The organism is Ruegeria sp. CH5, from assembly GCF_056537025.1.
Genome location: NZ_JBQFQT010000001.1, coordinates 299,223 through 312,217, shown reverse-complemented (window position 1 = coordinate 312,217; position 12,995 = coordinate 299,223). Strand labels below are relative to the sequence as shown.

The 12,995-nt window shown below is 59.7% G+C and carries 11 protein-coding genes and 1 tRNA gene; 4 read left to right on the top strand and 8 right to left on the bottom strand.

All coding sequences use genetic code 11. The features are described from left to right. Nucleotide 1 precedes the first annotated feature (1 nt). The 3 genes from ACR0JC_RS01460 (at nt 2) to ACR0JC_RS01450 (ending at nt 2,830) form a co-directional block, all read left to right on the top strand. A complete protein-coding gene (locus ACR0JC_RS01460; protein WP_170339483.1) occupies nt 2–1,165 on the top strand; it encodes an aromatic ring-hydroxylating oxygenase subunit alpha in 1,164 nt (387 codons plus the stop codon). A gap of 112 nt (nt 1,166–1,277) precedes the next feature. After that, entirely contained in the window at nt 1,278–1,730 is a 453-nt protein-coding gene (locus ACR0JC_RS01455) for a hypothetical protein (RefSeq protein ID WP_480763048.1), read from the top strand. 38 nt (nt 1,731–1,768) lie between these two features. Further along, nucleotides 1,769–2,830 (top strand): 2Fe-2S iron-sulfur cluster-binding protein, encoded by a 1,062-nt coding sequence (locus tag ACR0JC_RS01450; protein ID WP_170339487.1) that lies wholly within the window; start codon nt 1,769–1,771, stop codon nt 2,828–2,830. Nucleotides 2,831–2,961: 131 nt separating this feature from the next. Here ACR0JC_RS01450 and ACR0JC_RS01445 read toward each other — a convergent pair. From ACR0JC_RS01445 to ACR0JC_RS01410, 8 genes are all read right to left on the bottom strand, one after another. Further along, nucleotides 2,962–3,051: transfer RNA gene (locus tag ACR0JC_RS01445), tRNA-Ser, on the bottom strand. Between the two features lie 159 nt (nt 3,052–3,210). After that, nucleotides 3,211–5,655, bottom strand: a complete 2,445-nt coding sequence (locus tag ACR0JC_RS01440; RefSeq protein WP_170339497.1) for a DUF3772 domain-containing protein — start codon at nt 5,653–5,655, stop codon at nt 3,211–3,213. After that, nucleotides 5,655–6,689, bottom strand: coding sequence for a cysteine synthase A (locus ACR0JC_RS01435; protein WP_170338935.1), 1,035 nt, complete (start codon nt 6,687–6,689; stop codon nt 5,655–5,657). Before ACR0JC_RS01435 ends, ACR0JC_RS01440 begins: the two co-directional genes overlap by 1 nt. A 69-nt stretch (nt 6,690–6,758) precedes the next feature. Next, entirely contained in the window at nt 6,759–7,874 is a 1,116-nt protein-coding gene (locus ACR0JC_RS01430; RefSeq protein WP_170339500.1) for an NUDIX domain-containing protein, read from the bottom strand. 21 nt (nt 7,875–7,895) lie between these two features. Continuing rightward, nucleotides 7,896–8,336 carry a TrgA family protein gene (locus tag ACR0JC_RS01425; protein ID WP_093961876.1) on the bottom strand — a complete coding sequence of 147 codons (441 nt, stop codon included), beginning with the start codon at nt 8,334–8,336 and terminating at the stop codon, nt 7,896–7,898. A gap of 17 nt (nt 8,337–8,353) precedes the next feature. Next, nucleotides 8,354–9,562, bottom strand: coding sequence for a class I SAM-dependent methyltransferase (locus ACR0JC_RS01420; protein ID WP_480763044.1), 1,209 nt, complete (start codon nt 9,560–9,562; stop codon nt 8,354–8,356). Nucleotides 9,563–9,631: 69 nt separating this feature from the next. Next, the gene (locus ACR0JC_RS01415) at nt 9,632–11,056 is read right to left on the bottom strand and encodes a cryptochrome/photolyase family protein (protein ID WP_480763042.1); all 1,425 of its coding nucleotides are present in this window, start codon (nt 11,054–11,056) and stop codon (nt 9,632–9,634) included. 45 nt (nt 11,057–11,101) lie between these two features. Then, a complete protein-coding gene (locus tag ACR0JC_RS01410) occupies nt 11,102–12,328 on the bottom strand; it encodes an aminotransferase class V-fold PLP-dependent enzyme (protein WP_170339506.1) in 1,227 nt (408 codons plus the stop codon). A 257-nt stretch (nt 12,329–12,585) separates the two neighbouring features. Between ACR0JC_RS01410 and ACR0JC_RS01405 the strand changes: the two genes are divergently transcribed. Next, the gene (locus tag ACR0JC_RS01405; RefSeq protein ID WP_170339508.1) at nt 12,586–12,969 is read left to right on the top strand and encodes a VOC family protein; all 384 of its coding nucleotides are present in this window, start codon (nt 12,586–12,588) and stop codon (nt 12,967–12,969) included. Nucleotides 12,970–12,995: the final 26 nt, after the last annotated feature.

Here is a 12,995-nt window from a genome sequence, read left to right as displayed (position 1 = left end):
CATGACACGAATGTATCACCGGCTTCCCGCCTCTGCCTATACAGCGCAGGACTGGTACGGCCGCGAGCAAGAACTGATCTTCTCTCGCACCTGGCGATATGCCGGGTTTGCCGAGGATGTACCCGAGCCCGGACATTACATCTCGGTCCAGGCAGGTTTGCACAACATCTTCGTCGTAATGGGGCGCGACCGTCGGCTGCGGGCGTTCCACAACATCTGCCGTCACCGCGGAACCCAATTGATCCGTGCAGTGGGCAAAACACAGAAGGCACTGACCTGCCCCTATCACGATTGGACCTACGATCTGGAAGGCAACCTGATCTCGGTCCCGGATGAAAACCGCGAATATCCTGACGGCATCGACAAATCTTGCCTCGGGTTGAAACCCGCAAGCGTCGATCTCTGGCGCGGGATGATCTTCGTGCACCCTGACCCGCAGGCGCCGAGCCTTGCGGAGTGGTTCGGGCCCGTGGATCCGCTGCTGGGCCGGCACAAGCCCGAAGAATTGGTCGAATACGGCGAAGCCCGCCAAAGCTATGAGATCCGCGCCAACTGGAAGATCGTTGTTGAGAACTACATCGACGTCTACCACCTGAGCCACCTGCATTCGAACACGCTGCACATGTATGACCATGGTCGCGCAGAATATGGCTGGAAAGGTCCACACTATCATTTTTGGGAGCCGCCCTCGTCAGACTATGCCCGCACGCTCGAGAAAAACCTGCCCACTCCGCGGGTAATCCCGAAACCGAATGTTGGCGCCTGGGTGCCGATGCTGTTTCCGGGCATTGGCTTGGCAGGCAGTGAAGACAGCTGGAACATCTTCATCATCACGCCACTCGCGCCCGACCGAACACGCGTGGAGAACCGAACCAGATTGGCCAGCGCGTCGGCATGGGAGTACTCGCGGCAGCAATGGTCATCTTGTGCGTTCTGGCGTGACTTCGGTGGCCCGAAATACAAAGGCGACGATGCGTTGGGCAACGATGACCCGATGGCCTCGGGCGATTTCACGACCGAAGATGTCTATGCCTGCGAACAGCAACAGAAATCCTTGGCAAGCCCGTTGTTTGAAGTCGGCCCCGCCTCTGTCGGAGAAGGCCCGGTTTTGCAGCATCAGCAAGTTGTTATGGACTTCATGACGAAAGCTGAGGCCGAGACATGACCAGGCCCAAAACACTCTCCCCAAACGCCATCCCTGGGCCGGCACCAATCATCCCGCGCCCAACTGCCTAGAACCCAAAGGTCATCCTGTGAGACTTCGCATTCTTGCCAGCTTGGTTGGGATCGCCCTGGCAGGCGGACTGGCTCTCGCCGCGCCCGGCAGCGACCCGAAGGCGGTTGCCGAACGTCAGCTATCTGTCCCCAACTCTCAGATCGCGTGGAGCGACTGGGATCCCGAAGCGATCCACACGATCACCGTAAAATATGGTCAGGGCCAGCCGGATGATCACTTTAGCTATTCGGTGGCCGATTGGGCCCAGCGAAAGGGCGACCCCGGCTTTGAACCTGTCCCAGAGCTGCAGGGGTATGTGGAAACAGAGCGCTCACCCCCGCGGATCGTGATCACGGAAGAGCCGGGCAGCGCCACGGCAACAGCGGTCACCACAGTCAAGTACGACTGGCAGGGTCACGCAGGTACGATGGCTCAAACCGACCGCTTTTCGCTGACGCGCAAAGGCCGAAAATGGGTGATCCGCGCACTGCACACCACCATGGATTATCGCTGACTGAAGATGGCCGTCTTTTGCTCGGGAAAGGACCACTCGTGACCCGCAAATTCTTCCCCTTGTCCGTGGCTGAAATCCGGCCTGAAATCGGTGGCGAAGCAACCACCGTCGTGCTGGACGTACCACCAGCCCTGACTGAGCTGTTTCGCTGGTCCCCCGGCCAACATCTGACACTGCGCTTCGGCCTGAGCGGGAAAGAGCAGCGACGCTGCTACACCATCTCAAACCCGCCAGACGAAGCGCTGCGGATCACCGTGAAACGCGTTTCCGAAGGATTGGTGTCGAACCATATCGGCGACACCCTGCGCGCCGGAGATGCGGTCGAGGCGATGCCACCCTTTGGCCGCTTCACGCTGGAACCCAACGCAACTGCACGACGCACGCACTACTTTTTTGGCGCGGGCAGCGGGTTGACTCCGCTTTATGCGATGATCCGAGCCGTGCTTGACCACGAGCCACATTCCGTCGCCCATCTAATCTACGGCAACCGGTCCGAGAATGAGATTCTGTTTCGGGAAACGCTGGACGCCCTCGTCGAGGCCAACCCATACCGGTTCACCCTGCGCCATGTCTTGTCTGCCCGATCGCTGTTGAGCTGGTTCAGCCCCTGGCGAACCGGACGCGTTGACTCGGATGCGATCAAGGCCGCAATCGAAGAGTCACCCCCCATCGCGCAGGACGTCCAGTATTGGATCTGCGGCCCTGGCAGCATGAACTCAGACGTCCGGGCAGCGCTGAACGCACTGGATGTGCCCGATGCTCGCATCCACATGGAAAGCTTCGGCGCCAACCCAGCTCAGGACACGATCCAGTCGGGCATGGCGGCCACAGCGAGGGTGACGCTTGATGGGGAAACCCACGATGTGCCCATTGAGGCCGGGCAAACGATCCTGGAGGCCGCCATTGCAGCGGGACTGGCGCCGCCCTTCAGCTGCCAGTCAGGCGTCTGCGGCGCATGCCGCGCAAATCGGACAGAGGGTCAGGTTCAAATGCGGGCGCACATGGCCCTCGATCAGAACGACATCGCACGCGGTGAAGTTCTGACCTGCCAAGCCGTTCCCAAAAGCACAGAACTGGCCGTGCAGTTCCCCGATACGTAACAGTCCCGGTACCACCCCTCACCGCCCGGCAGTACGGATCCCAGCGCACAACACATGTTCGCCCAACATGCCCGGGTCAAAGAACGGCCGATCCCGCGCGGTACGCAAAAACTGTGGGTATTCAAGGTGAATGGCGGAGAGACAGGGATTCGAACCCTGGAGACGGTTTCCCGCCTACACACTTTCCAGGCGTGCGCCTTCGACCACTCGGCCACCTCTCCGTGCCGGCGATATTTGGACCAACGAACAGGGATTTGCAAGGGCCGATTGCGCGGAAATCCAAGGGATACGCAAGTTGCCTGAAGCCCCCCCACCCCAAGCGAATGAGCGGGGTCGCTTCAGTCTCGGCCAGCCGGCGAGATGGTACTGTAGTCCTCTGACTACAGCTCTTCGCCGTTGTCTCCGTCCATGTCCGCCTCGGTCAGGCCCATCGGCGCCGAGCTTGAGTCGTCGGTCTTCACAGGTTCCTGTTGATCCGGCTGTTGGGGCTTCGCTGCTTTGTTGGCCGGTTGCACCAGAACCTCGGGGTTGCGAAGCCAGAGATCGCGCTGTACGAATGGAATCTCGATCCCTTCTTCGGTGAAGCGCCGGTTGATTTCGTGGTTCATGTCCGACTTTACGGACAGCACCCAGTTCACGTCGCGCAGGATCGCTCTGATTTCGAAATCCAGCGAGTCCGCGCCAAACCCCTGGAACACGACGTTGGGTGCCGGGTTGGCCAAAACCATCGGATGCGCATTCGCGATTTCGCCCAGGATCTTCTCGACCTTTCGGGTGTCGGTCCCATAGGCGACGCCAACCGGAACGATGACCCGTCCGATGGTATTGCCGCGGGTATAGTTGGTCACCACACCGCTGATCAGGTCCGAGTTCGGAACGATCACATCGGTCCGGTCAAAGGTTTCCACCCGTGTCGAGCGTACTGAGATGTCGCGTACATAACCCATCATCCCGTTGACATCGATCCAGTCCCCCTTGGCAACCGGCCGTTCGACCAACAGGATGATGCCCGATACAAAGTTCGACACGATTGTCTGCAATCCGAAACCGATACCCACAGACAACGCACCCGCGACGATCGCCAGTGACGACAGATCAAAGCCCGCGACAATGATCGCGGCCAGCGCCGCAAGGAAAATTCCCACATAGCCCGTTCCTGCGACGATCGCGTTCTGCCCACCCGGATCGATGCTGGTTTTTGGCAGCAATGAGTTACGCAAACCGCTCTGCAGCAGTCGGGTCAGCATGTAACCGATCGCAAACACAGCCACGAAAGTCAGGAAGTTGCTGGGCGAGACCGTCACGCCGCCGATGTCAAAACCCATCAGAAGCCGGGACCACGCCTCGCGCAGGTCCGAGTCGCGCGCGCCCCAATACAGCGCCAGTATGGGCAACGACAGAATGGCCAGAACGAACCCGACCAGCACCGAGAACAACGAGTCGCTGGCCGCGTCGCCCTGCCCCGTCAGCCAGCCATAGATCGAGCTGATGAACCGCTGGAAGATGACGATGGCCGTTATCAGGACCAGCGTTTTGACCGATGGGAACACGATCGCTTCGGCGGCATTGGTATAGCCAATGGCAGCCAGGACAACGCTTGCGATGCCCAGGAAAAACAGCGCCCGACGGAGCAACTCGACCAGTTGACTGAACCCGGCAGCCCGTGCTGACTGGCCCTGCTCAGTCTCGTCCTCGGAACCTTCGGGGCGGCGGATTTGGCGGATCCGCAGCAGCAACAGGGCTGTCACGAGTATCACCGGGAAGCTGACGACGGCGCGAGTAGCCTCGGACGTGTTTTCGATCCGTTCGAACAATTGGCCCAGTTCATGCAGGATCAGCATCAGCGCGAGCAGATCCAGATAAACCCGCAGTTCCTTGATCGTATTTGCCGACAGGACTTTGAAACCCCGTTCTTCGCCCATCAAATAGACCTGACGGCCGATCCAATCGTAAAACAGGATGATCGCGGCCCAATACGGAATTTCCTGGATCAGCAATGTGCCGCGCAACCCCGGCACTCCGGTCATGACCACGGCCTGAACGATAATGGCAACCCCGAACCATGGCAGGATGATCCGGAACAGCGACACGACGAATGTCCATACGCCACGCCCGGAGCCTCCGAACCGCCGCAGATAGTCCCCAGCTTTCTCTGACCATGATCGCCCGAACAACAGCAGGATCGCGGCCACCGCGAGCAGAATACCGATGGCAAGTCCGCTCTCTTTCAGCTTTTCACGGACAACGGCCGAACGCATGTTGGCCTTCGTCTCGTTCATCAATGCACGGCCAGCTTCGGTTACGTCCACCCAAGCAGGCGCCCAATGCGCCGGGTTGAGCGGCGATGGCCCGCGCTCAAGAAACTCTTTCCGCTGCCGTTCACGGATGATCTTGTCAATTTCGCTGATCAGGCCGTTGGCACGGCTGTAGGCCTCTTCCGAGATGATCCGCGGCACCTTCAGGCTGTTAAGTTGCTGCTCGAGGTTCTCTCGCAAGCTTGCGATGTCTTCGGGTTCCGAAGATCCGTCATCGGGTTTGGGCCCCAATGCCTTGAGCTGGCTTTCCAGCGTTTGAATGCGATCCGTGTTCGCACTTCGGGCGCGATTGAAGTCGTCCCGATAACCACTTATTTCAGTGCGCAATTTCTCCATCGAGGCATTCGATGCTCGATTGGCTTCGATCACCTTCTCGGCACGCTCGGCGGTGCTGAGCCATCCCTGGTAGTACTCGCTCTGACGGTCGGTCAGCTGCGCCGAGGCTCCGCCTGCGACGCCAAATGCGACCACAAACGCAAATGCCAGTAAAACGAGAAACTGCCGCAGCATCATACGTCCTCAAAAACACCCGGTATGCTGCGCGGGGCCTCGGTCATCCACTCTGGAACCGGCAACTCTTTTTCACGCAGGAAGTCGGGGTTGAACAGTTTCGACTGGTAGCGCGTGCCATAGTCGCACAACACGGTGACGATGGTGTGACCCGGACCCATTTCCTTGGCCAGCCTCACGGCGCCGGCAATGTTGATTGCGGTGGACCCACCCATGACCAACCCCTCTTCGCGCAGAAGATCGAAGATATAGGGCAACGCTTCGTTGTCCGTAATCTGGTAGGCGTGGTCGGGCTTGAACCCTTCAAGGTTTTTGGTGATGCGGACCTGGCCGATCCCCTCGGCGATCGAGCCACCCTCCATCGCGATTTCACCCGTCGTATAATAGGAATAGAGACCCGCACCCATCGGATCGGCGATACCGATCTTGACGCCCTTGGGCTGCAAAGCCTCGGCCACACCGGCCAGCGTTCCGCCCGATCCGACCGCGCAAATGAATCCATCGACCTTGCCGTCGGTCTGCTCCCAGATTTCCGGCCCAGTGGTCTCGACATGTGCCTGACGGTTCGCGACGTTGTCGAACTGGTTTGCCCAAATCGCACCATTGGGTTCGGTCTTGGCCAACTGCTCGGCCAGCCGCCGCGAGTAATGCACAAAATTGTTGGGATTCCGGTAAGGTGCAGCGGGAACCTGAACCAATTGAGCCCCGGCGAGGCGCAGCATGTCCTTCTTCTCTTCGGATTGGGTTTCCGGGATGACGATCACGGTTTTGAACCCCATCGACGCGCCGACCAGCGCCAGACCGATGCCCGTGTTCCCCGCCGTCCCCTCGACAATCGTCCCGCCAGGCTTGAGATCGCCGCGCGCAATGGCGTCGCGAATGATGAACAGCGCCGCGCGATCCTTGACCGACTGCCCGGGGTTCATGAACTCGGCCTTCCCAAGGATTTCGCACCCGGTTTCTTCGCTGACACGGCGCAGCCGGATCAACGGAGTTTTTCCTACAGCGTCAGCAAGGTCTCGTGCAATGCGCATGGCACCCTCTTGTAAAATGGCGTTTTCGCAGATGTACAGGTGCCCTGCGCCGACCACAAGGCGGGATAGTCATCCCCGCAGCCGATCGCGGTTGCGTGCCAACCAATGCGCCAGGGACAATAGAGGAAGGTCCTTGAAGACATGCCGGTCAACCATATCCATGAATTCGACATATGGCAGAATCCTGCTGCGAATGTCCTCCCCCTCGGTCGCTAAGCCACCATTGTTGATCGAGGCGGTGACGTCTCCAATCCCAACATAGAGGTGGATGTATTCGGTTGACGAACCGCTCGAAGAATAGGCGCCACCTGCATATTCGAGCCGCGAGAACGACACCTGCGCCTCCTCCATGGCTTCTCGGTGGGCCGCCTGTTCCGGGCTTTCTCCGGGGTCGATCATGCCGGCAACCGGCTCCCACATCCAAGGCTCGGGGTCATCGATCAAAAATACGGGGGTTCGGAACTGCTCAACCAGAAGGACCGTATCGCGCAGGGGATCATACGGCAGCACCACGACCGCAGCACCCTGCATCAAGCCATTCCGATTCAGAACCGGCCCCATCGATCCATCGTATCGGCGGTGCTGCAGTTCGATTTCTTCCATCCCGAAATAGTCGATGTATGCGCGCGTGTGGCGGTGCACGATCACATCATCGTGGACACTGCGACCACCCCCGGTTCTCCGTTGCTGCGCCGCAAGCTTGGCCCACGCCCGGGTACGAATGGCGGGAAAGCTGCGCGCGATCCGAGAGGCATCGACCTTGCCGAAATACCCCATGACCTCATCCGCAGCCAAAAGGGTCATCGCACCCCACTCTGACACCCACTTTTCCAATGACCAGGGATCGGCCGGCGTCCATAACCCGGGGGCGGGAAAGAAGACTTGGGCGGAAACGGGCGATCCGCCCTCAAGGACGACCTCTTTGACATGCAGGTCATAGTCGAACCCACCTTCGTAGAAGGCCAACCGTTCAATGTCTTGCGTAGATAGGTTCTGCACCAAGATACCCTGTGCCGCTGCGCCGGGCACCTCAAGGATCATCGGAAAGGCCTGGTCCTGCACCGCGTGAACCGCATGGTCCGGCAGCATCGCCGGCTCGGCCGCAAGATCCTGTCCCGAGCGACCCAAAACAAGTTCAAGCAGCGGCAAATACCGCAATGTGCCGTAAAAAAACAGATTGGTCATCGTAGTCTCGTGACTAGGGCGTCAGTTCCAGCGCCGCGAGGCGCCTTCGGTAAACAGGCCGGACAGCAGAGCACCAATCGCCAAGGTCGCGATGATCTCGGGCGAGATCAGTTGCTTGCCGAAATCCACACCGATCTGGAAAATGGCCAGCAATGCCTCGAATGGCCCGTCATAGCGGTGACGCATCGCAAGCCGGAACATCTCGTACGTGCCCTGGACGAACAGGCCCCAAAACACCAGAGAAACCACTCCGGTCAGGCCATTGTTCACGGCTGCAGTCCAGCCGCGGCCAGCCCGTTTGCCCATGATGACCCAACCACACAAAAAACCAAGGACCAGGTTCACATAGGTAAAGTAGCCGTAGTCCTTTCCCTCTTCGCCGTTGTCGATGATCATGCCGGACACAAGGAAAGCCACCACCATGAGACTGAGCGCGGCAACAAGACGTGAGGCTGTCGGCATTCCGATATTTCCGTGTGTTAGTTGGGTTTTGCTACGGTGATCTGTGTCACATCGCAATTGCCCGTGTCAAAGGCTGCGCCGCAGGCGGTCAAATAATAATTCCACATGCGGCGGAAACGCTCATCAAAGCCCATTGCAGCAACCTGGTCCCACTTGTCGTTGAACGTGTCGTACCAGCGCCGCAAGGTCAGGTCATAGCTTGGGCCGAACTCCTTCGACTTGACCACATCCAGACCGGCCTGCTGGATTTCCTGCCTCAGCACCGTCGGGGCTGGCAACATGCCGCCCGGAAAGATGTATTTCTGAATAAAATCAACGCCGTTCTTGTAGACGTCCCAGCGGCGGTCGGCCACAGTAATGATCTGAAGCGTGGCCCGTGCGCCGGGCTTCAGCCGGTCGCGGATTGTTTGAAAATAAACCGGCCAGTACTTTTGCCCAACGGCCTCGAACATCTCGATTGACGCAATGCCGTCATACTGCCCACGCTCGTCGCGATAGTCCTGCAGCTTGAAGGTTACCTTGTCGGAAAGCCCAGCTTTTTCTATACGTTGCGTCGCATACTTCAACTGCTCCTGACTGATGGTCAGGCCTGTGACCCTCAGGTCTCTTTCCTTGGCGGCGTATTCGGCAAAGCCACCCCAACCGCAGCCAATTTCAAGGATGTGGTCGCCCGGCTTTGCTCCCATCTCGTCGACCAGGCTGGCATATTTGGCCGTCTGAGCCTTTTCCAGACTTTCCTGACCGGTTTCGAACAGCGCGCTGGAGTAGGTCATCGTCTCGTCCAGCCACAGGCTGTAGAAATCATTGCCCAGATCATAGTGGTACGAAATGTTCTTTTTGGCCTGTTTTCGGTTGTTCCGGTGCAGCCAGAACCGCAGGCGCTCGTAGGCCTGAACCAAAAACTTGCCAGTGAAATCATCATAGACCGTCTCGGTGCCCAGATGGACAAGATCCATGAAGGCGCGCAGGTCAGGTGTGCTCCACCCACCCTCAAGGTAGGCGTCGGAAAATCCGAGCTCGCCTTCACGGATCAACCGGGCGAAGACATCCGGGTCGTGAATATCAACGCGGGCGACAGGTCCGGGCTTGGCGCCTTCGTTGCGAAACACGCGCCCATCCGGCAGCGCGATGTCCAGCCGTCCGGACTCCATTCGCTGCAGCATCTTGAAGACCTGCGAAAAATATCTGGGCAGGCTTTTCTGCCCCTCTGTCGTCGTCAGGATCATCCGCTCTCCCCTGTGCGGTGGTCGGAGCAGGCTAGGACGGGATTCCGTTTCTGGCAAGTTTTCAATTCCTTACTGGTGTTTTCGGCCTTCGTAGGCGGCAAGCGCCCGCTGTCGCCCAACCTTCAGATCAACGACCGGATCAGGATAGGCATCCGTCGGAGACAGTCCCCATGACACCGGCACCGCATCGAAATAGGCAAGCGCCGTCTCGGGTGGGTTCTTTTGTCCTTCGGCCAGCCACCGGCGGACATAGGCGCCCGTGGGGTCAAACTTCTCGGCTTGGGTCTGCGGGTTGAAGATACGAAAGAACGGCGAGGCATCCGGCCCCGACCCCGCAACCCACTGCCAACCCATGGCATTCGCCGCCGGATCCCAATCGACCAGACAGTCCGCAAACCAATCCATGCCGACCTTCCAGTGCGTCATCAGGTGCTTGGTCAGGTAGCTGGCGACGATCATGCGGACGCGGTTGTGCATCCGCCCGGTGACATACATCTGCCGCAGGCCCGCATCTATCACCGGTATCCCCGTTCGCGCCATCGTCCAGGCTCGAACTTCGGGGGTGTAGGTGTCGGTGTTCCACGGAAACGCATCCCATTCCGGCTTCCAGTTTGCGCTCAGTAGATGCGGTGTGTGGTACATCAGGTGATATGCGAACTCGCGCCAGACGAGTTGGCGCAAGAAGCCCTCGGCCCCGGACGAACCGGAAAACCCTGCGCTCTGCACCCGGTGCCAAATGGTTGCCGGGCTGATCTCGCCCAACGAAAGGTACTCGGACAGTCCGGACGTGCCGTCATCGCCCAGATCGTCGCGTTTTGCTGGATACGCGTCGAGCCGTTCGGTGAATTCGTCCAGCTGCGCAAATGCGGCGGCCTCGCCCGGTTCGACATGAGCCCGAACGACCGTTGCGCCACGACGCATATCCGCGCCAAGGTTCCAGGCCTCAAGCCCGTCCGACTGCGGCCATGATCGGGGTGCCGCGATCCGCGACGGTGCCGGCTTGGGAGCGTCGACCTGTCTCCCGCTCACAGCCCGCCACATGGGCGTAAAAACACGAAACGGCTGACCCGCCTGTGTGGCAACCGTCCAGGGCTCGAACAATAAATGCCCTGCAAAGGACTTGGCGGTTACGCCCTGCGCGGACAATGCAGCCTTTATCTTAGTGTCACGCCCGATGGATTCGGGATCATAGGCCCGCGACCAATAGACATCAGTTGCCCCTGTTTCCCGTATCAGGTCTTCAAGCGCGGCCAGCGCCGGGCCGCTTCGCAGGATCAGCTTGCTGCCCTTGCGCTCGAGGCTGTCAGACAATGCGGCAAGGCCGAGGCCCAGCCGCCATTTCGGAGCCGCGCCCAAGTCATCGACCAGCTGATCTCGCAGAAAAACAGGGATCACAGGTCGACCTGTCTGCGCTGCCGCAGCCAAAGCCGGGTGGTCAGTCAGGCGTAGATCACGCCGGAACCACAAAATGATTGGTGACTGCTCTTTGTCCATTTCCGCCCCGTTTTCATATGTCTACGGGGCGGAACTGTTACCGGATCACAAAACCCGGTCAAATGCTTCGAGCAATTGGTCGATCTCGTTTCGCGAGGTGTAGTGGGTGAAACTGACCCGTAGAACACCTTGCCCCAGATCGACACCCATGGCGGTCAGCGGGCGAACCGCGTAGAAATCACCACCGCCGGCCATGATGCCGTGTTTGGACAGATCAGCCGCGACGCTTTCGGCGTTGCGATTGACGGCCAAGGCCACGGTCGGAGCCCGGCGTTCGGCATCGAACGGGCCGATCAGGCGCATCGCGTTGCGATCCTTGAGCGCGTCCAGAAGCGGCTGCAGAAGCTCAACTTCGTGCGCACGCATCAGGTCGTGGACAAAAGCACCACGCGCAGAAGCCCCCGAGGATGGGCCGCCGTGGTGGTCGCAGAGTTGTTCGACATAGTCGGCCATGCCGGCGCTGGCGGCAATCTGAGCGTGGTCCGGTCCGGCCGGCGTGAACCGCTTGTAGAGCACGTCTCCGTTGAAGAAATGCCCCTGATTGGGCAGCAGCTCGCCCAGCGTGCGCCGGATCACCATGCAGCCCTGATGCGGTCCGTAGGTCTTGTAGGACGAGAACAGGTAGACATCCGGCCCAAGGTCCCCCACGTTCGGGAAGCCGTGCGGTGCGTAGGAAACACCATCCACGCAGACAAATGCCCCGGCCGCATGCGCGATCGCCGTGATTTCTGTGACCGGGTTGATCTCGGCGATCACGTTTGAACAGTGGGGAAAGCAGACCAGCCGCACCTTTTCGTCCAGCAGATTTTCCAGATCGGACGGATTCAACGAACCGGTTTCCGGGTCGATTTCCCATTCGCGAACCTCGATGCCGTCCTCGGCAAGGCGCCGCCAGGGGCCCGAGTTGGCTTCATGGTCCTGGTTGGTCACCACGATCGCTTCACCCGGTTTCATCCACTGCCGAAAGGCCTGCGCCAGTACGTAGGTGTTCTGCGTGGTCGAAGGGCCAAAGCTGAGTTCGTCGGTGTCCACGCCCAGCAGAGCCGCCATCCGGGCACGTGCCTCGTCCATCTCTTCGCCCGCCAGACGGCTGGCCTCGTAGGGCGCATATGGCTGAACCTTGCGCTGGGTATAGAAGCGGGTCAGCCGATCCAGAACGGGTTTGCAGGTATAGGAGCCGCCCGCGTTCTCAAAGAATGCCTGCCCTTTCAGGCTGGGTTCGGAAAAAGCCGGAAACTGCGCCCGAACGAAATCGATATCCAGAGTGCCCATCGCACAATCCTTCTGTTGTCATGCCCAATGTTCCGGAGTTCCGCCCGCGCATGACACCGGACAACTCCGATACATGGCAGGTCTTCCAGCCAGCCACGGGTATCGCCGCGGCAGTTCGGCAGCCCGCACGAGAATGACGGGACCAAACGCCGTCAGTTAGCCCGGCCAACCCCGCGCGGTCAAGCCGGGCGTCTGATGCCAGCTTCTGTCATCAGCGCATGCCAAACTCACGGCACTCAAGACAAGAGAGGTTACAGATGAGTTATCTTCCGAAGGATTTTCTGGTGTGGGGCGAACTGCCCGTTTTCGACTTGGACAAGGCGGTAGAATTCTATGCCCACGCCACGGGGGCAGAACTTGCGGTCGACACATCCGGCCCGAACCCCATGGCCATGTTCCGCCCCGCTGACCCGGCAACGGGCGTGGCCTTGCATCTGTATCCGGGTAAGCCAGCAAAAGATGGTACCGGCCCAACCCTTCATCTGGCCGCAGAGGGCACGGCTGAAGAGATCATGGCCAGGGTCAAGGTTGCCGGGGGTCAGGTTGTCTCGGATCCGATCCAGATCCCGGCCGGTCGGTTCTTCTATGCGGTCGATCCCGACGGCAATTCCGTCGGCTTCTTCGAAGGCAGTCAGAGATGAAAAAAGGCCCCGGTGATGTAACCGGG